Source organism: Streptomyces sp. SJL17-4 (assembly GCF_036826855.1).
Lineage (GTDB): Bacteria > Actinomycetota > Actinomycetes > Streptomycetales > Streptomycetaceae > Streptomyces.
Genome location: NZ_CP104578.1, coordinates 180,847 through 206,421, shown reverse-complemented (window position 1 = coordinate 206,421; position 25,575 = coordinate 180,847). Strand labels below are relative to the sequence as shown.

The 25,575-nt window shown below is 73.5% G+C and carries 25 protein-coding genes and 1 pseudogene; 16 read left to right on the top strand and 10 right to left on the bottom strand.

The window, feature by feature from the left end:
• Positions 1–78: 78 nt before the first annotated feature.
• Together N5875_RS00930 and N5875_RS00925 are read right to left on the bottom strand one after the other, a co-directional pair.
• Positions 79–1,500 (bottom strand): hypothetical protein, encoded by a 1,422-nt coding sequence (locus tag N5875_RS00930; protein WP_318210285.1) that lies wholly within the window; start codon positions 1,498–1,500, stop codon positions 79–81.
• A gap of 201 nt (positions 1,501–1,701) precedes the next feature.
• Complete coding sequence (locus N5875_RS00925; RefSeq protein ID WP_318210284.1) at positions 1,702–2,286, bottom strand: TMEM165/GDT1 family protein; 585 nt, start codon at positions 2,284–2,286, stop codon at positions 1,702–1,704.
• Positions 2,287–2,584: 298 nt separating this feature from the next.
• On the opposite strand from N5875_RS00925, the gene N5875_RS00920 reads away from it, so the two are divergent.
• The 5 genes from N5875_RS00920 to N5875_RS00900 all read left to right on the top strand — a co-directional run bounded on the left by N5875_RS00920 (position 2,585) and on the right by N5875_RS00900 (position 9,344).
• Positions 2,585–3,283, top strand: coding sequence for a TetR/AcrR family transcriptional regulator (locus tag N5875_RS00920; RefSeq protein WP_338491161.1), 699 nt, complete (start codon positions 2,585–2,587; stop codon positions 3,281–3,283).
• Positions 3,280–4,737: an MFS transporter gene (locus tag N5875_RS00915; RefSeq protein WP_338491158.1), complete on the top strand. Its 1,458-nt coding sequence runs from the start codon at positions 3,280–3,282 to the stop codon at positions 4,735–4,737. The genes N5875_RS00920 and N5875_RS00915 overlap by 4 nt, the downstream gene beginning before the upstream one ends.
• A 1-nt stretch (position 4,738) precedes the next feature.
• Positions 4,739–5,851, top strand: a complete 1,113-nt coding sequence (locus N5875_RS00910) for a PP2C family protein-serine/threonine phosphatase (protein WP_338491156.1) — start codon at positions 4,739–4,741, stop codon at positions 5,849–5,851.
• A gap of 178 nt (positions 5,852–6,029) precedes the next feature.
• Complete coding sequence (locus N5875_RS00905) at positions 6,030–7,955, top strand: CocE/NonD family hydrolase C-terminal non-catalytic domain-containing protein (RefSeq protein WP_318210280.1); 1,926 nt, start codon at positions 6,030–6,032, stop codon at positions 7,953–7,955.
• Between the two features lie 219 nt (positions 7,956–8,174).
• Positions 8,175–9,344, top strand: coding sequence for an alpha/beta hydrolase (locus tag N5875_RS00900; protein WP_338491153.1), 1,170 nt, complete (start codon positions 8,175–8,177; stop codon positions 9,342–9,344).
• Between the two features lie 32 nt (positions 9,345–9,376).
• Here the strand turns inward: N5875_RS00900 and N5875_RS00895 are convergent, their stop codons facing one another.
• From N5875_RS00895 to N5875_RS00885, 3 genes are all read right to left on the bottom strand, one after another.
• Positions 9,377–9,961 carry a nucleosidase gene (locus tag N5875_RS00895; protein ID WP_318210278.1) on the bottom strand — a complete coding sequence of 195 codons (585 nt, stop codon included), beginning with the start codon at positions 9,959–9,961 and terminating at the stop codon, positions 9,377–9,379.
• Between the two features lie 205 nt (positions 9,962–10,166).
• Positions 10,167–11,582 carry a VWA domain-containing protein gene (locus tag N5875_RS00890; RefSeq protein ID WP_338491150.1) on the bottom strand — a complete coding sequence of 472 codons (1,416 nt, stop codon included), beginning with the start codon at positions 11,580–11,582 and terminating at the stop codon, positions 10,167–10,169.
• Positions 11,579–12,448 carry a MoxR family ATPase gene (locus tag N5875_RS00885; protein WP_318210276.1) on the bottom strand — a complete coding sequence of 290 codons (870 nt, stop codon included), beginning with the start codon at positions 12,446–12,448 and terminating at the stop codon, positions 11,579–11,581. Before N5875_RS00885 ends, N5875_RS00890 begins: the two co-directional genes overlap by 4 nt.
• Positions 12,449–12,636: 188 nt before the next feature.
• Between N5875_RS00885 and N5875_RS00880 the strand changes: the two genes are divergently transcribed.
• Both N5875_RS00880 and N5875_RS00875 read left to right on the top strand, forming a co-directional pair.
• Complete coding sequence (locus tag N5875_RS00880; protein WP_338491148.1) at positions 12,637–14,292, top strand: SpoIIE family protein phosphatase; 1,656 nt, start codon at positions 12,637–12,639, stop codon at positions 14,290–14,292.
• A 136-nt stretch (positions 14,293–14,428) separates the two neighbouring features.
• Entirely contained in the window at positions 14,429–14,794 is a 366-nt protein-coding gene (locus N5875_RS00875) for a luciferase family protein (protein ID WP_318210274.1), read from the top strand.
• Positions 14,795–14,828: 34 nt separating this feature from the next.
• Here N5875_RS00875 and N5875_RS00870 read toward each other — a convergent pair whose 3' ends face one another.
• Positions 14,829–15,344, bottom strand: a complete 516-nt coding sequence (locus N5875_RS00870; RefSeq protein WP_338491144.1) for a PaaI family thioesterase — start codon at positions 15,342–15,344, stop codon at positions 14,829–14,831.
• A gap of 111 nt (positions 15,345–15,455) precedes the next feature.
• Here N5875_RS00870 and N5875_RS00865 point away from each other — a divergent pair, with 111 nt between their 5' ends.
• The 5 genes and pseudogenes from N5875_RS00865 to N5875_RS00845 all read left to right on the top strand — a co-directional run bounded on the left by N5875_RS00865 (position 15,456) and on the right by N5875_RS00845 (position 18,629).
• Positions 15,456–15,929 carry a helix-turn-helix domain-containing protein gene (locus N5875_RS00865; RefSeq protein WP_338491142.1) on the top strand — a complete coding sequence of 158 codons (474 nt, stop codon included), beginning with the start codon at positions 15,456–15,458 and terminating at the stop codon, positions 15,927–15,929.
• 146 nt (positions 15,930–16,075) lie between these two features.
• Positions 16,076–16,969, top strand: a complete 894-nt coding sequence (locus tag N5875_RS00860) for a YhjD/YihY/BrkB family envelope integrity protein (protein ID WP_318210271.1) — start codon at positions 16,076–16,078, stop codon at positions 16,967–16,969.
• Positions 16,970–17,037: 68 nt separating this feature from the next.
• Positions 17,038–17,313 (top strand): annotated as a pseudogene (locus N5875_RS00855) (ATP-binding protein); the annotation flags it as partial.
• A complete protein-coding gene (locus N5875_RS00850) occupies positions 17,310–17,990 on the top strand; it encodes a response regulator transcription factor (RefSeq protein WP_338491139.1) in 681 nt (226 codons plus the stop codon). The pseudogene N5875_RS00855 and the gene N5875_RS00850, both read left to right, overlap by 4 nt.
• 129 nt (positions 17,991–18,119) lie before the next feature.
• The gene (locus tag N5875_RS00845; protein WP_318210269.1) at positions 18,120–18,629 is read left to right on the top strand and encodes an NUDIX domain-containing protein; all 510 of its coding nucleotides are present in this window, start codon (positions 18,120–18,122) and stop codon (positions 18,627–18,629) included.
• 63 nt (positions 18,630–18,692) lie between these two features.
• Here the strand turns inward: N5875_RS00845 and N5875_RS00840 are convergent, their stop codons facing one another.
• On the bottom strand, positions 18,693–19,214 hold the full coding sequence (locus N5875_RS00840) for a hypothetical protein (RefSeq protein ID WP_318210268.1): 522 nt from the start codon (positions 19,212–19,214) through the stop codon (positions 18,693–18,695).
• 196 nt (positions 19,215–19,410) lie between these two features.
• On the opposite strand from N5875_RS00840, the gene N5875_RS00835 reads away from it, so the two are divergent.
• Both N5875_RS00835 and N5875_RS00830 read left to right on the top strand, forming a co-directional pair.
• Positions 19,411–19,623 carry a hypothetical protein gene (locus N5875_RS00835; protein ID WP_318210267.1) on the top strand — a complete coding sequence of 71 codons (213 nt, stop codon included), beginning with the start codon at positions 19,411–19,413 and terminating at the stop codon, positions 19,621–19,623.
• A gap of 123 nt (positions 19,624–19,746) precedes the next feature.
• The gene (locus N5875_RS00830) at positions 19,747–20,244 is read left to right on the top strand and encodes a peptidylprolyl isomerase (protein ID WP_318210266.1); all 498 of its coding nucleotides are present in this window, start codon (positions 19,747–19,749) and stop codon (positions 20,242–20,244) included.
• Positions 20,245–20,436: 192 nt separating this feature from the next.
• Here the strand turns inward: N5875_RS00830 and N5875_RS00825 are convergent, their stop codons facing one another.
• The 3 genes from N5875_RS00825 to N5875_RS00815 all read right to left on the bottom strand — a co-directional run bounded on the left by N5875_RS00825 (position 20,437) and on the right by N5875_RS00815 (position 24,335).
• Positions 20,437–21,276 (bottom strand): NAD(P)H-binding protein, encoded by an 840-nt coding sequence (locus N5875_RS00825; RefSeq protein ID WP_318210265.1) that lies wholly within the window; start codon positions 21,274–21,276, stop codon positions 20,437–20,439.
• 110 nt (positions 21,277–21,386) lie between these two features.
• A complete protein-coding gene (locus N5875_RS00820; protein ID WP_189834187.1) occupies positions 21,387–21,635 on the bottom strand; it encodes a type B 50S ribosomal protein L31 in 249 nt (82 codons plus the stop codon).
• A 111-nt stretch (positions 21,636–21,746) separates the two neighbouring features.
• Positions 21,747–24,335, bottom strand: coding sequence for a SpoIIE family protein phosphatase (locus N5875_RS00815; RefSeq protein ID WP_338491130.1), 2,589 nt, complete (start codon positions 24,333–24,335; stop codon positions 21,747–21,749).
• A gap of 161 nt (positions 24,336–24,496) precedes the next feature.
• Between N5875_RS00815 and N5875_RS00810 the strand changes: the two genes are divergently transcribed.
• Together N5875_RS00810 and N5875_RS00805 are read left to right on the top strand one after the other, a co-directional pair.
• Positions 24,497–25,261 (top strand): alpha/beta hydrolase, encoded by a 765-nt coding sequence (locus N5875_RS00810; RefSeq protein ID WP_318210263.1) that lies wholly within the window; start codon positions 24,497–24,499, stop codon positions 25,259–25,261.
• Between the two features lie 92 nt (positions 25,262–25,353).
• On the top strand, positions 25,354–25,536 hold the full coding sequence (locus N5875_RS00805; RefSeq protein WP_318210262.1) for a hypothetical protein: 183 nt from the start codon (positions 25,354–25,356) through the stop codon (positions 25,534–25,536).
• Positions 25,537–25,575: the final 39 nt, after the last annotated feature.

Here is a 25,575-nt window from a genome sequence, read left to right as displayed (position 1 = left end):
GACACCGGCGCATTCGAGAGACACCGGCGGCATCGGGAGACACCGGCGATGCCGGTGAGAGGGCAGGTGCGGCTTCGATCAGAGGGCGTAGCTGTGGCGAGGGCGGGCGCGATGGTGTCGAGGGCGGGCGTCCCCGGGCAGCACACGGCCCGGTCCCGGGCCGTACAGGTCCGCTCGGTAGAGCCCGTACGCGATCCGCCGCCGGGCGGCCGACTCGAGTACGTCCCGCAGCGCGCCGTTGCGCAGCGCGGCGCCGGGACCGAGCAGGCCCTCGACCACGGCCAGCGCGCCGACGGTGTCGCCGTGGTCCAGGCGTTCGCGGACACCGGTGAGGCAGTCCGGACGGCGATGGGCCTCGTCGATGGCCTGGAGGCAGGGCAGGGGAGGCCCGCCCAGCGCGACCAGGAGCTCCTCCCGCCGGAGCTCGGCGGGGCCGTGGTCGAGCGGAGCAAGTACGCCGTCGGAGAGGCCGATCCGGTGCCGGACTCCCCGGCACTCCACCAGTCGGGGCTGCCCGGGCGGGTCCGCGACCGGGGCCGGTCCGGCGGGCCGGTGGTCGGGTACGAGCGCCGAGGCGACCAGCGGATGCAGCCGCCCGGCCTCGATCAGACCGGCGCGCAGCAACTCCAGGTCGGGCGGCACCCAGGTCGCGGCGTCGGGCAGCGTGGGCAGCGTCCGCGATGTCGACGGGGACGTCACAGCGGCCACCGATGCCGGTCCACCGCCGGCCGGCACGTCGAGAACCACCTGCCGGCGGGCCCCCAGACGTACGCGGACACGCCCGGAGGTCCGCCCTTCGGCCCGGAGCAGGATCCCGGCCTCCGCCGCCCAGCGGTCGACGGCGCGGCCGGGTACCTCCTCGTGTGCCGACGGCGGATCCACGGAGGGTCCCGCGTCGGCCCCGGAGCGGACCCGCAGCTCGTCGCTGCGCCCCGCGTCCCAGAGATGGCGGTGCAGATCCAGGCGGTACCGCCGACTGGGGCGCGGATGCGGATGCCGGCGCTCACCGCCCGCGGAACGGGAACCGTCCCACAGAGCGAGGCTCATCCGCTGTCCGGCGTCCGCCCACGCGGGCGCGGTCCGCACCACGAGGTACACCGAGTGGGAGGCGATGTCCCCCACGTCGTCGTCCCTCACGTCGTCGTCCCCCGCGACGCCCCCCGGGCCGTCCCCCGAGACTTCGTAGCGTGCCAGCGGGACGGTGAGCCCAGGGCGCAGGACGCCGTCGGGAGCGATCCGCGGCATGTGCCAGCGCAGCAGGTCGGGAGCGAGTCGCCGGAGATCCGCCCTGACCAGGGCGGCGAGTTGCCGCCCGTACGCATGGGCGGCGGAGCGCAGGTCGAGATCGACGTCGACGCCCGCGGCGGCACAGGCGCCCGCCCAGTCACCGGCGGTGCGCCGGAGTGCAGCGGTCTCGATCATGGAGGGCGGCACGGCGAACTCGCGCACGCGCAGCCAGAGGGAAAGGCGAGAATCGCCGTTCGCGGTATGAGTGAGCATCAGCACTCACCTTGCGCGGACGGGACCCCCGATCTGATAGCAGAGTAGGTCGTCATCACGATGATCGTATCGAGAGGGCAGGCGGCGGGCCAGAGGTTTTTCTCCGCGAGGGTGAGGACGCGCCGGAGACAGGCGCGAGAACGGCGCGCGCCCCCACCCTGTGCGGGTGGGGGCGTGCGCCGTGCGGGTGCGCGACCGAGTTCAGCCGGTGAAGACCTCGGTCAGGGACCAGATCGCGAGGCCCGCCATGCAGACACCGCCGATGCGCTGCACGGTCTTGAGCGGAACACGCTTCGCGATGAAGCGGCCCGCGACCAGGGCGAGCGCGGAGACGCTCATCAGGGCGGCGAGGGAGCCGATCGCCGTCGACCAGGTGCCGTTCGTGGCGGCCAGGTTGGCGGTGGTGATCTGGGTGAGGTCGCCCCACTCGCTGATGAACACGGCCATGAAGGCCGTCGAGAAGACGGGCAGGAAGCCGGTGACGGTCTTGCCGCCCTCGTCGGCCTCGTCGTCGTCGCCCCCGCCGCGCAGCAGCATGAACGCGCCGAAACCGAACAACAGGGCCGAGACGAGCTTCACGGACCAGCCCGGGAGCAGCCCGAGCAGGCTGCCCGCGCCGACCGCGATGGCGACATGCGCGAGGAAGGCGGTCGAGGTGCCGATCCATACGTACAGAGGACGCATCCGCGTGCCCATGGCGAGGGACGCGAACATCGTCTTGTCGGGAAGCTCGGCGAGGAAGATCAGCCCGAAGGCGGTGAGGATCGCCAAGGGGTCGAGGTGCATACCGGGGCTCTCTGCTCGGTCCGGGCCCGTGGACTCGGCGCGGCACCGCGATGGGCGACGGAAGGACCACTCGGCCCGGCATGACGGACCACGCCCACGGAAGCGCGGACGCGGTTGATGCCTGGCCGAAGGTCTCGCCCGCCCGCGTCGAACGCGGACCCGGTCACCGGGAACCCGAGGGCTCCAGTATGTCGACGACCGATTCGCAGGGCTACTCCCCTTCGCTGTCCCCGAGTGTAGCGGACCGGGGCGCGAGATCGAGTAGACACTGTCTACTCGATCTTGGTAGACAGTGTCCATGCCTCACACATCCGAAGATCATCACGCGCCCGGGACGAAGAGCGAGGGCGGCGACCGGAGCGACGGCGACCGGAGCGACGGCGGCCTGCGGGAGCGACTCGTCCGCGTCGGCGTCGAGCTCGTGAACGCCGAAGGCGCCCAGGCCCTCTCGCTCCGCGAGATCGCCCGCCGCGCCGGCGTCTCCCACGGCGCCCCCCGCCGCTACTTCCCGACCCATCTCGAACTCCTGTCGGCCATCGCCCGACAGGGCTTCACCGAACTGGCCGGACGCATCGCCGCCCAGGACCGGGAGACCGCCGCCCCGCGCGCACGGATCGAGCTTCTCGCCCGCGTCTACCTCGACTACGCCGACACCCGACGCGGCATGTACGAGCTCATGTTCCGGCACGACCTGCTGGAGAGCGGCGGCCTCGGGCTGCGGGAGAGCGGCGGCCTCGGCCTCCGGGAGAGCGGCGGCCTCGGCCTCCGGGAGACGAGCCTGCCGCTCTTCGCCCGCCTCACCGAACTCGTCGCCCGCGTCCGTCCCGACGCCGCCGAACCCGCCGTCCTGTCCGGCGCCCTCTGGGCCAACCTCCACGGCATCGCCCAGCTCTGGCACTGGGGGAGCCTCCGGCTCGCGACCGGCGGCGACGACCCTGCCCCGCTCCTCGCGGCCGCTCTCGACGCGCACCTCGGTCCCGCGGGGGAGGCCTCGTGACCCCGCGTCGTGCCCCGGTCCTGGCGTGCAGCGTCGTCGGCGCGGCGGTCGTCGCCCTCGACGGCACCGTCCTCACCATCGCCCAACCCGCCCTCCAGCGCGATCTGCACGCCGATGTCGGACAGGTCCAGTGGACCAGCACGGGATATCTCGTCGCCGTCGCGAGCCTCCTGGTCTTCGCGGGACGGCTCGGCGACCGCCACGGCCACCGCCGGGTCTTCGCCGTCGGCGCCCTCGGCTTCGCCGCGGCCTCCACCGGAATCGCCCTGGCCCCCGGCATAGGGACCGTGATCGTGCTGCGGGTGCTCCAGGGGGTGTTCGGGGCGCTCCTCCAGCCCGCCACCCTCGGCATGCTCCGTACCGCCTACCCGCCGGATCGGCTCGGGACCCCGATCGCCGTGCGCACCGCCGCCATCGGCCTCGCCGCCGCGGCCGGCCCGCTCGTCGGCGGCGCGCTGGTCTCCGCGTACGGCTGGCGCTCGGTCTTCCTGCTCGGCGTACCCCCGACCCTCGCCATCGGCCTGCTCGCCCTCGCCACCCGAGACCGCCCCACCGAACCGGGCCCGCCGTACGAGACGGCTCGCGCCCCGCGGTCCGCCACGGTCACGGGCCTGTCCGCGCTCGACCCCGTCGGTGCGCTGCTGCTCGCCGTCACGCTGGGTCTGCTCGTGCACGGGCTCGTCGAGGCCGCCCGTCCAGGCGGCGCCCCCACCGGTCTGCTCGCCGTCGCCGGGGCCGTCGTCACCGGGTGCGCCCTCGCGTGGCACGAGCGTCGCGCCGCGCGCCCCCTGCTGCCCCCGGAGCTGCTCCGGAGCGTGCCCGTCATCGCCGGCCTCGCCGTCCTGCTCGCCGCCTCGGCCGCCCTCTTCGGCTCGCTCTTCGTGGCGACCTACTTCTTCCAGGACGTCCAGGGGCTCGACCCCCTCGGCTCCGCGCTGCGCGGCCTCCCGCTCGCCGTCCTCATGGTGCTCGGCGCGCCGCTCTGCCCACCGCTCCAGCGCCGCTTCGGCCCCCGGCGCACGGCGACCGCCGGCGCCGCCCTGCTCACCCTCGGGGTGCTGCTGCTCTCCCGGCTCGACACGACGGCCGGCGCCGCCGCCGTCGGCGTGAGCGCCGCACTGCTCGGCGCCGGGTTCGTCACCCTGATGGTCACCGCGACCTCGGTCGTCGTGCACCGCGCCCCCGAGGCCCACGCCGGAGTCGCCGGAGGCCTCCAGCAGACCGTGATGAACATCGGGCCCGCGCTCGGCGTCGCCACCGCGACCCTGCTGCTCGCCCTCGTCCCGGACGGCGGGTTCGTACCGGCCCGGGGCGCCGCCCTCCCGGCCCTCGCCCTGATCGCCGCACTCGCCCTCCCCGCCGCCCTCGCCCTGCCCCGCGGCGCCGACCGGCGGCGGACACGCCCGGAGCCGCCGTCACCCCGGCCCGGACGCGGCCCGTGCGTACGATCATGAAATGCCGGCAGGTCAGCGGGTTCACCCCGACGCACCGAAGCGCACCCAGTTCAACCTCGGTCGTGCGCTGCCCTTCCTGGTCCTGGCCCTGGCGTTCGTCGCCGATCTGATGACCCCCGAGCAGGAGCGCTTCGACCGGCTCCTCGTCGCCGCACCCGCGCTCGCCGCCGTCACCTGGAGCGTGCCCGGGACGATCGTCATCGGGCTGCTCGCCGTCGCCGCCCGACTGCTGCTCGGCGTCGTCAGGGACGAGTTCGCCGCGGCGCCCGAACTCCTCGCGAACCTGATCGTGATCGTCGGCGTCACCGCCGCCGCTGCCTGGGTCAGCCGGGTCCGCACCCGCTACGAGCAGGACCTGAGCGAACTCACCGCCGTCGCCGAAGTCGTCCAGCGCGTCGTGCTGCGCCCCCTCCCCACCCACCTCGGCCGCTTCGACCTGCACCTGCTGTACGTGGCGGCCGCGGCCAAGGCCAGGATCGGCGGTGACTTCTACGAGGCGGTACGCGTCCCCGGGGCCGTACGGGTCATGCTCGGCGACGTCCAGGGCAAGGGACTCGGCGCCGTCGAGACCGCCTCCGTGCTCCTGGGCTCCTTCCGCGCCGCCGTCAACGACGCGGCCGACCTGGCCGCCCTCGCCGACCGGCTCGACGAGGGCCTCGCCCGCTACGGCGCCTGGGATCCGGACTCCGACGCCGCCGAACGCTTCGCCACCGTCGTCCTCGTGGAGTTCCCCGACGGCGAGGACATCGCACGGCTGCTCAGCTGCGGCCACCCCACCCCGCTGCTCCAGCGCGGCGGCGGGGTCGAGGCCGTGCGCTTCGCCGACCCCTCGCTGCCCGTGAACCTCGCGGGCCTCGCCGACTCCCACCACCACATCGAGGAGGTGCCGTTCGGCCCGGGGGACCGGCTGCTCCTCTACACCGACGGGGTCAGCGAGACCCGCGACCGGACCGGCACCTTCTATCCGCTGGAACTGCGCCTGCGCGGCTGGGTGCGTGAACCCGCCGAGAACGTGCCGGCCCTCCTCCACAAAGACCTCACCGCGTACGGATCGGGCAGCCTCGACGACGACGTCGCCGCCCTGCTCGTGGTGTATCCACCCGAATCCCGTTGACCCCGACCCGCCCTCGTCGTCCCCAAACATCGAGTTCGGGGCGGCTTGTGTCGTTCCCGACCGGTTGCGTGACACGTGCGCTGTTCGTGCGCTCTGGCCGCTCCGCCCCACATACGTGAGGCTTGCGACCGTCCGCATCGCGGACAGTCACCAGTCCAGTCGAGAGGAACGGGTGCACGTGCCCAAGGAGAACCCCTTCACCACCGGCTCGTCCGAACACTTTCCCGGCTTCCCGGACGTCACGGCGGCCCTGACCGCGGCCGAGACCTCCCGGATCACCGCACGCGGCCTCTGGGCCGCCGACGGAACGGTGGACCCCGGCGCCGTCCGGCTCGGCCAGACCCTCGCCAACGCGCTCCTGAGCGAAACGACCGACGGCACCGACACCGCCACCGCGCTGCTCCCCGCCGAACTCGCCGCGATCGTCGAGGAGGTGCGCGGCCTGGCGCTGCCCGCGTACCACCGCATCGAAGGGGCCGCGGAGAGCGAGGGCAGCGCGGAGAACGTCCGGCTCTCCGCCTTCAGCCTCCGACAGCTCGGCCCGGGCCCGCACCCGCTCGTCGTCGTGCCCGCCGGCTGGACCCCCTTCGGCTGGCCCCTGTTCCTCTGGTCCTACCTGGTCCTCGCCCGCAAGGGCTACCACGTCCTCGCCTACACGCCCCGCGGCCTCGGCATCCCCGGACTGCCCTCCACCTCCAGCGGCTTCGTCGACGTCGCCGGACCCCACGACTGGGCCGACGGCTCCGCGGTCATCGACTTCGCCGTCGACCGCTTCGCCCCGAGCGTCATCGGCTTCATGGGGGAGTCGTACGGCTCCGGCATCAGCCAGCTCGTCGCCGCCCACGACGACCGGGTCGCCGCCGTCGTCGCCCTCAGCACCTGGGGCAACCTCGCGACCAGCCTCTACGACCACAACACCCGCCACCTCGCGGCCGTGAAGGCCCTCCTCGCCCTCACCGGCGGACCGGTCGAGAGCAAGTTCGACGAGGCCAACCAGGCGATCCTCGCCGACTTCCAGGCCGACCGGAACCTGGACGCCGTCGTCGAGTGGGGCCTCAAGCGCGCCCCCGAGTCGTACCTGTCCCTGACCAACGAGAAGGGCACGCCGACCTTCTTCTCCAACACCTGGCACGAGAGCCTCTTCGCGGTCAACCAGACCGTCGAGACCTTCAACGGCCTGGACGTCCCCAAACGGCTCAACATGTGGATCGGCGACCACGCCGCACCCGAGGGCCCCGCCCTCATCGGCCCGCCGGCCGTCCGGGGGGAGATCAACCTCCCCATGGCGGAGGCGTACGCCTGGCTCGACCACCACCTCAGGGGCGAGCGCAACGGCGTGGAGGACTGGCCGCAGGTCTGCAACCAGGTGATGTTCTCGTACGTGACGGAACCCGTCCTGGACCCGGAGACCGGCGAACCCACCGGCGAGAACCGGATCGTCGTGCCCGCCCGCCGCGAGACCAGCCCCGGTTGGAGCGAGGTCACCGGCAGCACCGAGGTGTTCGGCCTCACCGGCGACGGCGCGGCCGGCACCGACGGCCGGCTCGTCCCCACGGGCGACCCCGGGGCGGAGGAGACCGGCTGGCGACGCGCCTTCCTCGCGGGCGTGGACACCGAGGCCACCGCCATGGACGCGATCATGAAGACCGGTCAGGCGGAGTGGCAGGGCAACCCCAAGATCTACGACACCCGCAAGATCGACCGCCGCCACGCGGTCGCCTGGACGACCGAACCCTTCGTCTCGCGCGACGGGGAGGACGGCGTCGGCCGCCGCGTCCGCGGCATCCCCCGGCTGCGCCTCACCGTCCGCTCCACGGCCACCTCGGCGAGCCTCTACGCCCACCTCCTGGACGTCGCCGAGGACGGCACGGCCCGGATCATCAGCCATGAGCCGCTCAACGTCTACGGCCTGACGCCCGACCAGGACACCACCGTCACCTGGGAGCTCCAGGCGGCCGCGTACGACATCCCCTCCGGGAACCGGCTGATGCTGGTCGTCGACAGCAAGGACCCGCTGTACGGGGACGCCTCCGTCACCTGGACGCAGACCGTCATCGGCTCCCCGCAGGGCGAACCGTCCCGCCTGGAACTGCCGCTGGGCTGACCGGGTCGGCTCCTGTCCGAGCCGTACGGCGGACGGGCCCGCGGCTGCACGCGCGCGTGCCCGTCCGCCGTGGCGCCGGGGCGGCGGCGAGAGTGGCGGTCCCAGCGGGCCGGGCCCGAGGTCACGTCACTCGGACCGCCGCGTATCCGCCTCTGGTCTGACGGCGCATGGGCCCGCAGCAGGACGCGGCGCGGCGGCCGGGACTCCTAGCGTGTCCTCATGATCCGATTCACCAGGGCGGCCGTCGCCGCCCTCCTCGTCTGCTCCGTCGCCTTACCCGCCGGTGTCGCCACCGCGGCCACTCCCGATGCCCCGCCGCCGCTGCAGGCCGCACAGGCGGCGAAGGCCGCCACGCTGCCCGCGCCCACCGGGCCGTACTCCGTCGGGAGCACCGTCCTCCCGCTCGTCGACCGCTCCCGCACCGACCCGTGGGTTCCCGCCGCTGACGGACGCGCGCTCATGGTCACCCTCCACTACCCGGCCGCGGCCGGCGGTGGCCGCCCCGCCCCGTACGCCACCGGGGAGGAGGCGCGACTGCTCGCCGGGCAGCTCGGGCCCGGCGTGTCCGGCGACGTGCTCGCCCGGACGCAAACCCACAGCAGGACCGACGCGCGGCCCGCCCCGGGCCACCGCCCCCTGGTGCTGCTCTCACCGGGTTTCAGCGTCTCCCGCTGGACCCTCACCCATCTCGCCGAGGACCTCGCCTCCCGCGGCTACGTCGTCGCCTCCGTCGACCACGCCTACGAGTCCTACGGGATCAGCCTCCCCGGCGGCCGCACCCTCACCTGTGTCGCCTGCACCGCCCTCGACGAGGGAGGCGTGCACGGCAGCGTGGTCACCTCGACCCGCGCCGCCGACATGCGCCACGTCCTGGACCGGCTCACCGGGCCCCGGCCCGTCTGGAAGCACGCCGACGTGATCGACGCCCGTCGGATCGGCATGGCGGGCCACTCCATCGGCGGGGCGAGCGCGGCCTCCACGATGGTGGCCGACGCGCGCGTCGACGCCGGGATCAACATGGACGGGTCGTTCTGGGAGGACCTGCCGGCGGACGGCCTGCGAGGCCGTCCGTTCATGATGCTCGGCACCCACGACGCCATGCACCTGCCCGGCGGCACGGACACCACCTGGGACCGGACGTGGAACGCCCTCGACGGGTGGAAGCGCTGGGTCACCGTGGCCGGCTCCGAGCACTTCACCTTCTCCGACGGTCCCGTGATCTCGCGCCACTTCGGCCTGCCGCAGCCCGAACTGCCCACCGACCGCGCCGTCGCCGTCACCCGGACGTACGTCGCCGCCTTCTTCGACCAGCACCTGCGCGGACTCCCGCGCCCGCTCCTCGACGGCCCGTCGCCGGCGAACCCGGAGGTCCACTTCCCGCACCAGTGACCCACCAGTGACCACGCCGGAGGTCCGTCCACTCAGTCGCGGTACGGGGTGTTCGCCGCCGCCCAGTCGGCGAGAACCCGCGCGCACTCGGCGACCGATTCACGCCAGGTGCGCGCCGCGCCCTCCCCGGCCTCGTCGCTGACGTGCTTCACGATGCGCAGCGGCACCCCGGCGATCCCGGCGGCGTGCGCGAGGGCGTACCCCTCCATGTCGACGAGAGCGGCCTGCTCCGCGAGCCGGGCGCGGGCGGCCTCGTCCGAGATGAACGTGTCCCCGGTCGCCAGGACCGTGTCACCGCCGTCCGGGAGCGTCAGCGGCGCGCCGTACGACTCGCCCGTCAGCGTGGCGAGCAGCCGGCCGTCGAAGTCGTGCTGCACCACGGTGCCGATCACATGCGTCCCGGTCATGCCGGGACGCAGCGCCCCCGCCGTCCCCAGGTTCACGACCCCGGACGGCCGCGGGCCGCGGCCGAGGGCGAGCGCGAGCGCGGTCGCCGCGTTCACCTTGCCCATGCCGGTCAGCAGCACCGGCAGGTCCGTGTCCAGGAACTGCGCCTCCTCCTTGACGGCGAGGACGAGCAGCGGACGGCCGGCGGTGATCTCTCCCAAGAGTTCCATGGGGGTCACGCTAGTTCGCGGCGCCTTCCGCCGTACAGCCGAGGTCCCGGTGGGCGCGACGGGCGCTCACCGCAGCTCCATGCCGCGCGCCGCGAGCTCCTCACCGAGCAGGCGCAGCGCCTTCGGGCCCACGCCGTGCAGGGCGCCGAGCTCCGCGGCGGGAACCCGGCCGGCTGCCCTCTCCCCGCCGTGGTGCCACGCGCGGTCACACAGGCAGCAGGCGACCGATCAGAGCCCCCAGCTGGCGGGCGTTGCGGCACGGACGCATCTCGACGAGCTCGGCGTACGCCGGGGCCACCGAGTCGCCGGTGCCCCACAGCGAGGGCTGCTCGGGATTGAGCCAGTGGACCCGGCGGGCCCGGTCCGCGATCCGCTTCAGGGCCGCGAGGTTCGGGTCGGAGCCGTTGGTGCGCGCGTCCCCGAGGACGAAGACCACGGTGCGCGGGCCGAGGGCCTCGGCGTACCGGGCGGCGAACTCACCCAGGGCCGTCCCGTAGTCGCTCTGCCCGTGCCACCCGGTCAGCTCCGCCTCCGCGAGGATGCGGTCGCCGAGCCCGGCCGGGTCCGCGGAACCCCGGGCGATCAGCCCCGTCACCTCGTCCACCCGGTTGACGAAGGCGAAGACGCGCACCCGGCTGAACTGGTCGTGCAGGGCCTGCACCAGCAACATCGTGAACTGCGCGAAACCGGCCACCGAGCCGGACACGTCGCACAGCAGGACCAGCTCCGGTCGCCGGGGAGGGCGTCGGCGCAGCACCGGCCGCACCGGCACGCCACCGGTCGACAGCGAGCGGCGCAGCGTCCGCCGCAGATCGATCTCCCCGCGCGACGCCCGGCGCCGGCGGGCCGCGAGCCGGGTGGCCAGCTTGCGCGCCAGCGGCCGTACCGTACGCCGCAACTCGTCCAGCTGCGCCCGGCCGGCCAGCAGGAAGTCGACGGTGTCCGCCGTCCCCGCGACCGCACGGCGCGCGACCCGGTCGCGGCCCTGGCGCTCGGCGACCCGCCGCCGGGCCTCGGTCCGCACCCGCTCGCGGAAGGCCTCGATGCGGCGCCGGATCTCGTCGTCGAGCAGCCGCTCGGTGAACTCGGGGTCCTCCGCCCCGGGCACCGCCCGGAGCCGCTCCCGCACGCGGGCGAGCAGCGTCTCGGGACGCAGCCGGGACAGCGTCTGGTACGAGGACCAGCCGTCCGACTCGGGGCCCGAACCGTAGCCGCCGAAACCGCCCACCGCCTCGGCGGCCAGCCGGTCGAGAGCGCTGCCGTCAGCGGTGGTGAGCGCCTCGGCGAGCCGCTCGCGCAGGGCCGCGAGATCCGCCGGACCGGCCGGGGCGTTCTCGTACGTCTCCGCGGCCCGAGTGTGGCCGAGGGGAAAATACAGGTCGAAGACGCGGTCGAACACGGGGCGCTGCGCCTCGCCGTGGAGCAGGGTCGCGGCGAGGGCCTCGCGTACCCGTTCCCGGTCGGTGAAGCCGACGGCCTCGAGGGCCAGCCCGGCGTCCACGGTCTCGCCGGTCCCGATCCCGAACCCGTGGGCGCGCAGCGCCCCGACGAGACCGGTGAGGCGGGTGGCGGCCGTCGTCGGTGCGGTGGTGACGTCCACACCGTCGACGGGCCGGCTCACACCGCCTCCAGGTCGAGTTCGGCGGCGGCCCTCACGATGTCGTCCTGGTGCTTGAGGAGGACGCCCAGGGTCTCGCGTACGACGCGCTCGTCCAGGCGGTCGGCGCCGAGCGCGAGCAGCGTACGGGCCCAGTCGATCGTCTCCGAGACGGACGGCACCTTCCGCAGCTCCATCGCCCGCAGCGCTCCCACGACCCGCACCACTGACGCGGCGAGCGCGTCGTCCAGCCCGGGGACCTTGAGGGTGACGATCCTGCGCTCCAGCTCCTCCTCGGGGAAACCGATGTGCAGGAAGAGACAGCGGCGGCGCAGGGCCTCGGAGAGTTCGCGGCTCGCGTTCGAGGTGAGGACCGTGAACGGGCGCCGGGTCGCTTTGATCGTCCCCAGCTCGGGAACGGTGATCTGGAAGTCGCTGAGCACCTCCAGGAGCAGCCCCTCCACCTCGACGTCGGCCTTGTCCGTCTCGTCGATGAGGAGCACGGTCGGCTGCTCGGAGCGGATCGCGGTGAGCAGCGGCCGGGGGAGCAGGAACTCCTCACCGAAGATGTCGGTCCGCGTCTCGTCCCAGGACTCGCCCCGCCCGGCCGTGATCCGCAGGAGCTGCTTGGCGTGGTTCCACTCGTACAGCGCGCGGGACTCGTCGACGCCCTCGTAGCACTGGAGCCGGACCAGACGTGCGCCGGTGACCTCGGTGACCGCCTTGGCGAGTTCCGTCTTGCCGACGCCGGCCGGGCCCTCGACGAGGAGCGGCTTGCCGAGGCGGTCGGCGAGGAAGACGGTCGTGGCGACGGCGGGCGAGGCGAGATAGCCGGTCGTGGCGAGCCGGTCGGCGACATCGTCGACGGAGCTGAAGAAACCGGTCGTCATGGGCTGTCCCCCCGGGGAGCGGAATCTCGTACTGGTCAGTAGCCTCTGCTGTACTTGATCAGATCAGGCACCGCAGCACAACCGCCCCGCGCAAGGTCCGTGCCGCGCGCGGGGCGCCACCCGCTGGTGCAATGGGGGGACCAGGGACCGGGTACGTCACCCGGCGACCGCGCGGCGGTGGAGGTGTCGTGGCGGAACGGGAAGCGGAGCGGGAAGAGGCCCTCCTGGCCAGGGTGCGGGCCATGGAGCAGGCGATCGGCGAGATAGGCACGACGCTCGACGAAACGAGCACCTGCCGCGAACTCGCGGCCTTCGCGGCCCGACACCTGCACGCCTCCGCCACCGTCGACCTGCCGGCGGAGCCGGGTGCCCCTCCGTGGCGCGCGGCCCACGCGGGACCGCCGGAGTCGTGGGAGCACAGGGACCGGCCGGCTGAGGAGGCGAGGGCGCCCCACTCGCCCGCCTCGCCCCACTCGGCCGCCTCGCCCCACTCGGCCGCCTCGCCCCATTCGCCCGCCGGGGCGCACGGTGGTCCCTCGGCTGCGGACTCCGGGGCGGAGGCGGGCCCGGCGGTCCTGGACGAGGGCTCGGTGGTTCGCGATCCCGCCTCCCCAAGCGGCATCCCTTCCGCGCCCGCCGCGCCGGACGGCCCGGGGGGCTCCCGAGCGCCAGGCCCCGAGGAGGCCCGGTCTGCCGTGCCACCGACCGGAACGGCGGGTCCTGGCACCGCGGACGGGGCCGAGGCGGCTCCCGGGACCACCGCCCACCGTCCGACGGGCCGTGGGGCGTCCGCCGCCGTCCCGGCCGGTCCCACGGCACCCGGGGGCGCCGCGCGGGGCGCCGCAGCCCCCGCCGGCGGACCGGTGCGCCCCGCGGACGCCGCCGCCCCCGGGCCGGACGACCCGGCTGCCCGCGTTCCGGTCCCGCCGGACGGTGCCGCCGCTCTCGGAGAGACCGCCCTCCACCGGCTCTCCCTCCCCCTCGCCGTCCACGACGAGGAGCCGGTCGGGACGGTCAGCCTGACCCGTACCGGTGGTGCGCCCTTCTCCGCTGACGAGGTGGCCCTGCTCCGGCACGCCGCGCGCCTCGCGGCCCGACAACTCGGCCATGCCCGCCGTCTCGCGGCCGCCGAGGACGCCGCGCTCCACCTCCAGCGCGCCCTCGTCGCCGAGCCCGGACGGCCGCACCCCAACCTGGAGATCGCCGGCGGATACCTCCCCGCCGGGCCTCGCGCCCTCGTCGGCGGGGACTGGTTCGAGACCGTACGGCTCCACTTCGGCCGCAGTCTGCTCGTCGTCGGCGACGTCATGGGGCACGGCCTCGACGCGGCCGTCGACATGAACGCCTACCGCAGCGCACTCCGCGAGGTCGCCGCGACCGACCTGCCCCCGCACCGGGTGCTGCGCCACCTCGACTCCGTGGTCGCCGAGGACGACGCCCGTCGCCCCGCCACCGTCCTGCTCGTCCGGGTCGACCCGGCCCGCGGCACCGCGACCTTCGCGAGCGCCGGGCACCTCCCGCCCGCGGTGTTCGGCGCCGACGGCTCGGCCGAGATCGTCGACCTCCCCGTGGGCCCACCGCTCGGCACCGGCGTCGGAGGCTACGAACCGACCACCCGCCCGCTCCGCCCCGGCGACACCCTGCTGCTCTTCACCGACGGACTCGTCGAACGCCGCGGAGAGGACATCGACGACTCCCTCGCCCGCCTCGCCGCCCTCCGGCTTCCCCGGGGCTCCGGCCCCGACCAGGTCGTCGACGAGGTGCTCCGCCGCCTCGGCGCGCACGGCGCGGAAGACGACGTGGCCGTCCTCGCGGCCCGCATCCGCGCACGTGCACCGCAGTGACGCAAGGTCACATCCGCCCCACGGAACGCCGTGACGCACGGTCACGCCGCCCCTGCCTCCGGCATGTTTCAGCCCTGAGCGGGATTCTTCCGGCCGGACGCTTGTGCGCGGCCCCGGGGCCCGGCACGCTCCTCGTATGAACACGGCCAGGCATGCCAGTGAACGTCTGATGAGCTGGCCCTCGCTGACCCCCGGCCGCGCCCATTGCGGCGCCGCGCTCGGACTCGGCACCGAGACGCAGGAGATTGTGCATTTCCACGGCGAGCACGAGGCCGACGTCCACCTCACCCGTGCCATGGTCGCGAAGCTGCGCCCGGCCCTCCTGGGGTCGAGCGCGGTCCGGCTGCGCGCCGGATCGGGGTGGGTGACGGTCCGTCTGGACATGGGGTCGGACATCGACCTGCTGGCCACCCTGGTGAGCGCCGCCCTCCAGGCCAACGGCATCCCCGACGTCGCCCCGGACGGCTGCACCCGCACCCGCCCGGTCTCCGGACACCGCTGAGCGGAGCCCCGCACGGATTCGACCGGACGCCGGGCTACGCGCGCGTGCCCCCCGAACCCGCCGCCGGGACCGGGAACAGCATGCACGTGCTGGTCGCATGGGCGAGCAGCCGGTCCTCCGCGTCGTACAGGCCCGCCTCGGCGAGCGCGGTCCGGCGCCCGCGGGAGATCACCGTGCCGATCGCCCGCACCTTGCCCGTGTCGACCGTGATCGGGCGGAGGAAGCGGGTCGACAGATCGAGCGAGGTGTACGCCGTGCCCAGCGGGAGCGTCGAGTGGACCGCGCAGCCGGCCGCCGAGTCGAGCAGGGTCGCGTAGACCCCGCCGTGCACACTGCCGATCGGGTTGTAGTGCTCCTCGCCCGGCTCGAGGGTGAACACCGCGCGTCCGTCCTCGACCTCCTCGAGGCCGAAGCCCAGAAGCGCCGCGATCGGGGGCCCGGGCAGGCGTCCCGCCACCATCTCCCGCAGGAAGTCGAGGCCCGCCATCGTCCCGGCGGCCCGTGCGGTGGCTCCGGCGTCCTCCCACTCGACCGTGCGCGACCGCCCCATGTCCACCCTCCGCCCGACGTGGCCGGCTGATGTCAGCTGGCTCTGTACTGCGAAGCTAGCTGTCCTGAAAGCTGACTGTCAACGACGCAGTCAGGTGGCTACAGTGTGACGATGAAGTGGCTGGAGACGGACACGGAGAACTGCCCGGTCCGCCGCGCCCTGGACCTCGTGGGCGAGAAGTGGACCCTGCTGATCCTGCGCGACGCCTTCAACGGCGTCCGCCGCTACGACGAGTTCCGCGGGCACCTCGGGCTCTCCGAGGCCGTCCTCGCCGACCGGCTCCGCAAACTCGTCGCGGCCGGCCTGCTGCGGTCGGAGCCGTACCGCGAACCCGGTTCCCGGACCCGGTACGAGTACCGGCTCACCCGCAAGGGCGTCGACCTCTGGCCCGTACTCCTCGCCCTCAAGCAGTGGGGCGACACCCACGCGGGAGAACCGGACGGTCCGGTCCTCGACATCCGGCACACCGACTGCGGATCCCCCGTCCGCGTCGTCGTCCAGTGCGAGGGTGAGGAACAGGCCACCCTCACCGCCCGCGACGTCGTCGTCCGCCCCGGCCCCGGCGCCCGCCCGCTCACCCCCTGACACCCGGCCGGACGGCTCCACGGGCGAACCCCTGGGGGGCCGCGGGATCCGCGGCTCCACGGGCGCCCCCCCGGATCCCGCGGCCCGGCACCCGTTCGGCCGCACCCCTGCGATGTCCCACCGCCCGGCCGGGTACCTCACGAGGCATGCCCTCCACACCCGGTCCGCCGTACGACGGTGCCCCCACCGAGCACGGCCCCGAACACGGCCGTGAACACGGTCACTGGTTCCATCGACTCCACACCCGCGCCCTCGTCTCGCCCGTCGGGCTCGCCTGGAACCGCGGCCGCGCCATGGAACTCATGCACCGCGCCATGGGCTTCGCGGCGCTCAGCCTGCTCACCCTCGTGCCGCTGCTCATCGTCGTCGCCGCGGCCGACCTCGCCAGCGGACAGGGCTTCGCCCGCTGGCTCGTGCAGGGCCTCGGAGTCTCGGAGGTCTCCGAGGAGGAGGTCGAGCGGCTCTTCGGGCAACCGGGGCAGGCCCTGCAACGCACCACCGCCTTCGGCCTCGCCGCCCTCGCCGCCTTCGGCGTCACCTTCGGGTCCGCCGTACAGACCGGGTACGAGCGGGCCTGGGACCTCCCCACGGCCCGCTGGCACACCATGTGGCGGCACGTGGTCTGGCTGGCCGTCCTGATCGCCTGTCTGCTCCTCTTCGTCGCCACCCCCACGCCGGCCCGGTCCCCGGCCATGATCACCGCCCTCGTGGCCCTGGCCGACCTCGTCGGCACCTTCCTCTTCTTCTGGTGGTCGCAGCAGTTCCTGCTCTGCGGGCGCATCCGCTGGCGCGCCCTCGCCCCCGGAGCCGTCCTGACCGCGCTCGGCCTGCTCGGGCTGCGGATCTTCTCCCAGCTCGTCTTCTCCCCGCTCATCGCCTCGAACGCGGTGACGTACGGTCAGTTCGGCACCGTCCTCGTCCTCCAGTCGTGGCTCGTCGGCGTCGGGTTCGTCGTGTACGGAAGCGCCCTCGTCGGCCGCCTGGTCCACGAGCACCTGCTCGACCGGCGCCTGCGCAACGGCCCGCCGCCCGGCGCCTGACCCGACCCGCCGCCCGGCGCCTGACCCGGCCCGCCCGACTGTCCGGCGTCGGCGCCGGCGCCGCCTCCTGCACGGTCACCGTCGACCAGCAGGATCCCGAGACCCTCGTCGTCACCGTGGAGGACCGAGGCCCCGGTCCACGCCGGAACGGCGACCGGAACCACGACCGGCGTCCCGACAACGGGGCCCCCGCCCCCGCCGGGTCCGGCTACGGACTCGTCGGGATGTGGGAGCGCGTCACCCTGCTGCACGGAGAGTTCGCCGCGGGTCCCCGCCCCGGCGGCGGCTTCCGCGTCACCGCCCGCCTTCCCCTTCCCCTTCCCGCAGGAGCCACCCCTTTATGACCGAGACCACCACCGAGCAGATCGTCCGGGTCGTCCTCGCCGACGACCAGCCCCTCGTGCGCACCGCGCTCCGGATGGTCATCGGCGACACCACCGACCTCGTCGTCGTGGGCGAGGCCGCGGACGGCGCCCAGGCCGTGCGCCTCGTCGAGGAGACCGGCGCCGACGTCGTCGTCATGGACCTGCGCATGCCCGGGACGGACGGCATCGAGGCGACCCGCCTCATCACCGAGGGCCCCACCGGCGCCCGGGTGGTCGTGCTCACCACCTTCGACGACGACGACCACGTGTACGGGGCGCTCCACGCGGGCGCGTCCGGCTTCCTGGTCAAGGACATGGGCCTGGACGACATCCTCGCCGCCGTCCGCGTCGTGGCCTCCGGCGACGCGCTCATCGCCCCCAGCGTCACCCGGCGCCTCATCAAGGAGTTCACCGCCCGTCCGCGGACCGCCCCCGCCGAACCCCGGCGCCGGGCCGAGGGGATCACCGACCGCGAGCGCGAGGTCCTCACCCTGGTCGGACGAGGCCTCTCCAACACGGAGGTCGCCGCCGCACTCCACATCAGCGTCGCCACGGCCAAGACCTATGTGACCCGGCTGCTCGCCAAACTGGACGCACGCGACCGCGTGCAGCTGGTCATCATCGCGTACGAGGCGGGGCTCGTCTCCGCGACCTGACAGAACACGGCCCGGACCGGCGGGAAACTGATCACACGATCCGGTGATCCACCCCCGAGCGGCCTGGCGCCGCCCGCCGGACCGATTGGATGAAGGTGATCCCATCGGCCCGTCGAAAGAGAGCCGCCCATGGCGAACATCTGGCTGCCGCCCGTCGAGTACGTCGCGACCCTGCCGAGAGCGACGGCATACGCCTGCCTCTACTTCACCGACACCCGGGGCCGCCCCTTCCAGCTGCGCGCCAGCTACGACACCGAGCTGTGGCAGTGGCCCGGCGGGAACATGGACCCGGGGGAGACCCCCTGGGAGACGGCGGTGCGCGAGTGCCACGAGGAGACCGGGATCACCTTCACCGGCGAACCGCGGCTCCTCGGCACCCACTTCGTCACCGACCGGGGCGAGGACTGGCCGGCCAACCACATCGGCTTCGTCTTCGACGGCGGTGAGCTGACGGACGAGCAGATCGCCGGCGTCGTCCTCGACCCCGGGGAGCACAGCGAGTACCGCCTGCGCACGCTCGACGAGTGGGAGCGGGAGATGGAGCCGCGCGAGTTCGCCCGCCTCGCGGGCACCGATCGGGCCCGCAGGTCAGGCATCCCGTTCTACCTGGAGACCGGTTCCGAGGGAGACCGGCCGTAGGCGTACGCGGGGAGTGAGGTGGGGGCCGTCCCTCCGGGCGGTCCCCACCCCGGGCCGGACCCTTCAGGCCCGGCAGCCCACCGGGTGGGCGATGTCGACCACGAAGCGCTCCGGCGAGTGCAGCCGGAAGGTCTTGTAGACGGGTTTGGTGTCGAAGGCGGCTCCGATGGTGACCACCCCCTCGAAGTCGCCGGTCAGGGCGACCCCCTTGAGCGCGGGCAGATGGATCTTCAGCAGCCGGGGCCCCTGGTAGACGGACTTTCCGGCGTCGTCGTGGGCGGCCGCGGGGGAGAGGCGGATCTCCAGGAACTGCTTGCCCGCCAGCGGGACCCGCTGGCCGGAGCCGTCGTAGTGCAGCGCGCCGACCTGGTGCACGGTGACCGGGGGCATGGCACCCCGTATGTCGATCACGAGCCGGTCGAAGGTCGCGTGGCCGCCCCAGCGGGCGTTGACGACCAGGGCCGTGGCCTGGGTCGACGAGCTCGGGGAGGGGGCGGTCGTGGCGCCGGCCGGGATCGTGGCGCCGATTCCGGCGGTCAACAGGATTCCCGCGGCGAAGGCCGCGAGGGTGTGACGGTGATGCATGACGTCCCCCAATTTCTCCTGCTCGGGGACAGTGGTGTCACTGACAGAGACACTCACTCAAACCATATGGTTCCGCCCCATATGGGGTAAATGGCCATCTCTCTCCATGGCCGGGCGTGCGGTGGCCGGGTGGCGTCCGAGCGTCCGGATCCGGCGCACCCCGTAACTCCTCGGCCGCTCAGCAGTTGACCAGGGCATGAAGAAGCGCAGCATGCTCGCCATCGCCTCCCTCGCCGCAGGCGTCGTCACCGCTCTGATCACGCCTCCGCCGCAGGCCAACGCCGCCGAGAACCCCCTGGGCGGTGCGACCGGCCTCCTCCAGGAGGACCAGGGCGTCGACACCGTCCTCGACACCGTCCAGGGCGCCCAGAGCACCCTTCCCGCCCCCGGCGCGGGCGGGCTGCTCTGACCCGTGCCACCCGAGGCGACCGGTGCCCCGCGCCCCCGGCGGGCCGCGGGGCACCGGCACGCCATGACCCGGGAGGAGGCGGCCCGTGCGCGCGCCGTGCGTGACTAATGACAGGATGTCCTCATGAGCGACAACGTTTACTTCGACATCACCATCAACGACCAGCCCGCGGGCCGGATCGTGTTCCAGCTGTTCGACCAGGACGTCCCGAAGACCGCGCAGAACTTCCGCGAGCTCGCCACCGGCGAGCACGGCTTCGGTTACGCCGGCTCCCCGTTCCACCGCGTCATCCCGCAGTTCATGCTGCAGGGCGGCGACTTCACCCGTGGCAACGGCACCGGCGGCAAGAGCATCTACGGCGAGAAGTTCGCCGACGAGAACTTCAAGCTGAAGCACGACCGCCCGTTCCTGCTCTCGATGGCCAACGCCGGCCCGAACAGCAACGGCTCGCAGTTCTTCATCACCACGGTCGTCACCGACTGGCTCGACGGCAAGCACGTCGTCTTCGGCGAGGTCGTCGAGGGCCAGGAGCTGGTCAAGAAGATCGAGGGCCTCGGCTCCCGTTCCGGCGCCACCTCCGCGACCATCAAGGTCTCCGAGTCCGGCATCGTGAAGGCCTGATCGCCTTTCCGAGCTGAGCCGAGGGCGCCGAGCGCCCTCGCTCGCCCCACCCGGCCGGGGCGGGGGACGCCGTCCGCGCGACGCGCGTCCCCGCCCTCGCCGAGGCCTTGCTCGGGCGCGGCTGCACGAGCAGCCGCACATGAGCCGCACCCGGCACCCGACTCGTAGATGAGCCGCGCCCCGTGCCACCCCTCAGGTGAAGGCGGGCGCGTTCCGTTCCGCCCACGCCGCGAACGGTCGCGGCGCCCGGCCGAGCACACGCTCCACATCGGGGCTCACCCGCTGCTCCTCCGCGCTGGGCTCGCCCATCACCGACAGCATCCCGTCGACCGCGTCCTCCGGCAGGAAGCGCACCAGCCGGGACCGGGCCTCGCTCGCGCTCAGCGCCACGAACGCGACCGGCGCCCCCACCACTCCGGCCAGGGCCCGCACCTGCTCCCGCGGTGACACCGCGACAGGACCGGTCAGGACGTACGTCCGACCCGAGTGCGGCGCCGGGTCGCGCAGCACCTCCACCGCGACGCCGGCGATGTCCATCGGATCCACCACCGGCAGCGCCACATCGGCGAACGGAGCCGCCACCGTACGCGCGGAACGGACCTCCTCGGCCCAGAGGAACGCGTTGGAGGCGAAACCACCCGGCCGCAGCACGGTCCAGTCCACTCCCGACTCCCGTACCGCGGTCTCGAACGTACGCAGAACGTCGTGCGACACCGAATCGGTCCGCGTTCCCACCAGTTGCGACGACTGGAACACGATCCGCCGCACCCCGGCGGTCACCGCCGCCGCGACGATCTCGCGTGCGTCCAGCTCGTCCCCGAGACCGGCGACGAGCAGGTACACCGCCTCCGCACCCTCGAACAGCCCAGCCAGACCGTCCACATCCGCCAGATCCCCCCGCCGGTGCGTCACCCCCGCGGGCAGCCCGTCGGCCGGCCGACGGCTCACCGCCGTCACCTTCTCACCGGCCGCGGCCAGCAGCTCCACCAGCGGTCGTCCGACGTTTCCGGTCGCTCCGGTCACCACGATCACAGGTCTTCCCCTCCAGGAAGTCATCGGCGGAGCGCGTGTGCTCCGCCGTCCTCGTGACCTCATCCTGGAAGGCGAACCGGCCACCCTCTGGCCAGTTTCACGGAAGGACCTCAGCTCTCCTCGCCGAAGCGACGCTCGAACTTGGCGATCCTGCCCTCGGAGTCCACCGTCCGCGCGGTGCCCGTGTAGAAGGGATGGCTCTCGGAGGAGATCTCCACGTCGATCACGGGGTACGTGTTGCCGTCGTCCCACTCGATGGTCCGGTCGCTGGTCGCCGTGGACCGGGTCAGAAAGGCGTAACCGGCGGTGCGGTCACGGAAGACCACGGGGCCGTACTCGGGCTGCTTGTCCTGCTGCACGTGTCCTCCTCGGGCTGACGCCCTGGCTCGTCCGGCCTCATCGGCGCGGCACCCCCAGCCTCCCCGCGCCCACGGCGGCCGACCAGCGCCACGGGCCCGACCGGGTGATCCTCAGTCGTGTTCGGGCCGGCGTGCCGCGAGCAGCAGGGCGATGTCGTCCGGGCGCGAGGTGACCTGCCGGGCGTCCCGGATCACCCGGTCGGCCGCTTCCGCGAGCGGCATCGAACCGGTCGCCGCGAGCGTCCGGCGCAGCAGTTCGATCCCGTCGTCGATGTCCTGGCCGGGCTTCTCCACGAGCCCGTCGGTGAACAGCGCGAGCACCGCACCGGGGTCCAGCCGCAGCCGCGTCACCGGATACGAGGCGCGGACGTCGATCCCCAGCACCAGCCCGCCCGCCAGCTCGACCCGCTCCGTCGTCCCGTCGGGGAGCAGCAGCAGCGGCGGCAGATGCCCCGCCCGAACCGCCCGCAGCTCGCCCGACGCCGGATCGAGGAGTACGTAGCAACAGCTCGCGAACTGACCGGGATCCAGGTCGATGAGCAGCCGGTTGGTGCCCCGCATCACGTCCTGCGGCCGATGACCGGCCAACGCGAAGGCCCGCACGGCGCTCCGCAGCTGCCCCATCGTGGCCGCGGCGGCCACCCCGTGCCCCTGGACGTCGCCGATCACGAGCGCGAGGCGTCCCCGGCCCGTCTCGATGACGTCGTACCAGTCCCCGCCGACGTCCATGCCCTGCGTGCCCGGCAGATAGCGGGCCACCGTCTCCACGCCCTCCCGGACGGGCAGCCGGTGCGGGAGCAGCGCGTCCTGGAGGCCCCGCGCGACCGCCGACTCCGTGTCGTACCGCTGGGCCCGCTCCAGGGCCTGCGCGATGAGGCCCGCGAGCGCAGTGAGGACGGTCCGCTCCTCCGAACTGAACCCGCGCGGCCGGTCGAAGCCGAGGATGCAGGAGCCGACCGGCCGGCCGGAGGCGATCAGAGGGAGAAACGCCCGCGCCCCCGAGTGCGCGTCCAGCGGCAGATCCGGATAGCTGCGGCCCAGTTGCTCCATCGACTCGAAGAACAACGGCCTGCCCGTCGTGAGCGTCTCCACGCCGGGCACCCGTGCGTCCAGGGCCACGCCGTCGAAGGGTTCGAGGAAGCCCGGCGGGAAGCCCGTCTCCCACGCCAGATACAGCCGACGGTCGCTCAGCAGGTAGATGGCCAGCTGACGCCCGCCGAACGCCGGAAGAAGCTCCTCCGTCACGACCGCCGACACCTGGCGGGCCGTCACCGCCTCGGACAGCGCGATCGCCAGGGCCACCGGCCGGTACAGGGCCGAGACCCGGTCATCGGGAAGGAACAGGCTGTCGTCCGTCCGCCCGCCGCTCTCGGGTTCCCGGGTGGGCCGGCCCGGATCGTTCTCCGGCAACAGGACCATGGTGACGCCGTCCCGCCCGGGATGGAGGGAGACCGAAAGCCACTGACTCCGTTCCGGACGGGCCAGGAAACGCACGGGTTCACCGGAGATCATCGCGGCGCGGAGCTGCTCCTCGTGGAACGGGAGACCGAACCAGGGCAGTGCCTCCCACAGTGGCCTTCCCGCCAAGGCCGCGCGGGGGCGGCCGAGCAGCCGCTCGGTGAGCTCGTTGACGTACGTGACGCGTCCGAGGCGGTCGATCGCCAGGATCGCCCGGGGGAGCCGGTCCGTGGCGTCGGAGCCGATCAGACCGGTGCCGAGGTCGACGAGGGTGCAGGTGAGCCGCAGACCGGTGTGGACGCCGCCGAGGCCGAGCCGTGGTGGTCCCTCCCCGCCCGGGCCCGTGGCTCTGTTCGTCTCCGCGGGGGGTGAGGTCTGACGCGCGCGCGTGGAGACCTCGAGCAGGTGCAGACCTCCGTCCGGGCCCTTCAGCCGGATCCGGCGCACCACCGGCCGTCCGTCCGGCCCCGTCGCCTGGCGGGCCGCCGCCCACAACGCGTAGCCGTCCTCCGGATCCAGGAGCGACGTGAGGGCCCCGATCGGGCACGGCGAGGGCACGTCCGTGCCGAGGATCGCCAGGAGGCCCGCGTCCATCGTGACCATGCCGGTGTCGAGGTCCCACTCGAAGGCGCCGAAGCGGACCGGCGGCGCACCCGAGGTGGAGAGCTGTACGCAGACCGGGTCGCCGGGCCATTCGACGGTCGTCCCCTGACGGGCCAGATCGGCCAGGGTCTCGCCGAGGTGGAGTGCGCCCCGCGTCATCCGGTTGCGGTCGCGGGTGTCCACCGGGACCCCGGGGGACGGCGCCCGCAGCGCGACGAGGACCCCGAACCGTTCACGACCGGCGACGACCGGCGCGTACAGCGAGGCGAAGGGGAACGGCAGGCTGGCCACCAGCTGCGGAAATCGCCGCATCGCCTCCTCGACGTCGTGGAGGTGGACGGGCTGTCCGGAGCGATGGACCTCGGCGACCGGGAACGGCCGGTTCGTGTGCATCCGAAACCACGGCCGGAACAAGGGACCCGGCAGCCCCACCAGAGCCGCCATCCGCAGCAGCCCCGGCGCTCCGGAGCGCAGGTAGACCCCGCCCGCGTAACCTCCGACCTCGTCGACCGCCCGCAGCGCCGCCTCCGCGAGCGTCCAGGTCAGGGCGCCGGAAGCAGGCCCGTCGGCAGCTCCGTTCCCGGACGGACGCCCGGTACCGCCCGCCAGGCCGGGGCCGGACGTGCCGTGCGAGGTCACACAGTCAGGATGCGCCTCACCGGGACGGCACCGCATCCCGGACCCGTTCCTTCCCCGCCTCCGGGCAAACGGTGTTGACCGCACGCGTCCGCGCCGTCACACTCGGTCGTCGACCGGCGCCGCAGGGCGCACGACACCACCACTCACGACCAGGGGGCAGGATGACCGGCCGAGTTCTTCCGTACGAGGTGCAGGGCGAGGGGCCGAGGCGGGCCCTCCTGCTGCACAACTGGTTCGGCGACCGCACCAGTTTCGCTCCGCTGCGGGCCCATCTGAACGATGCCTCGGGCTCGTACGCCTTCGTCGACTGCCGCGGCTACGGTGAGGCGCTCGATCACGCGGGCGCGTACACGATGGAGGAGGTCGCGGCCGACGCGCTCGCGGTCGCGGACGATCTCGGCTGGGACTCCTTCTCCGTCGTCGGCCACTCGATGGGCGGCAAGGCGGCGCAGCTGATGCTCCTCGACGCCCCCGACCGCGTCCGTTCGATCATCGGCATCTCGCCCGTCTCGGCGGCCGGTTTCCCCATGGACGGCGAGACCTGGGAGCTCTTCGCCGGCGCCGCCGAGGAGGCGGCCAACCGGCGCGCGATCATCGACAACACCACCGGCGGCCGGTACGACGACGCCTGGCTGAGCGCCCTTGTCGAGCGTTCCGTCCGGCGCTCCTCGGCGACGGCCTTCCGCGCCTATCTGGACTCCTGGTCGCGTACGGACTTCCACGAGCGCGTCCGCGACAACCCGGCTCCCGTGCTGCTCGTCGTCGGCGCCCACGATCCGGCGCTCGGCGCCGAGGCGATGGAGGCGACCTGGTTGCGCTGGTACCCCAACGCGCGCCTGGAGGTCCTCAAGGACGCCGGCCACTACGCGCCCGAGGAGACCCCCCAGGCCCTCGCGGAGGCCATCGAGGCCTTCCTCGCCGCCTGACGGGACCGTTCGCGGTGTCACCGGGGACTTCGGCCCCGGGTGACACTCCGGCCGGAGGAGCGGAAGGGCGAACCCTCACGGTCAGGTGCAGGGTGAGGCTCACGTTCAGGACGAGGGTCACCTCGGAGGGCCCTCAGGTCCTCTTCAGCTTCAAGGCCCGCCAGGTGATCGACCTCGGTGCGACCCACGACGTGCACGGAGCGTCCGGCACCCGGCTCGACCGGTGCCCCGCGACAGCCCAGGCCGTGGCGCTCGACGCCCTCCAGTCCCGCTGACCGTCGGCTCGCCCGCCCGCCGGGGAAGGGGCGTCTTAC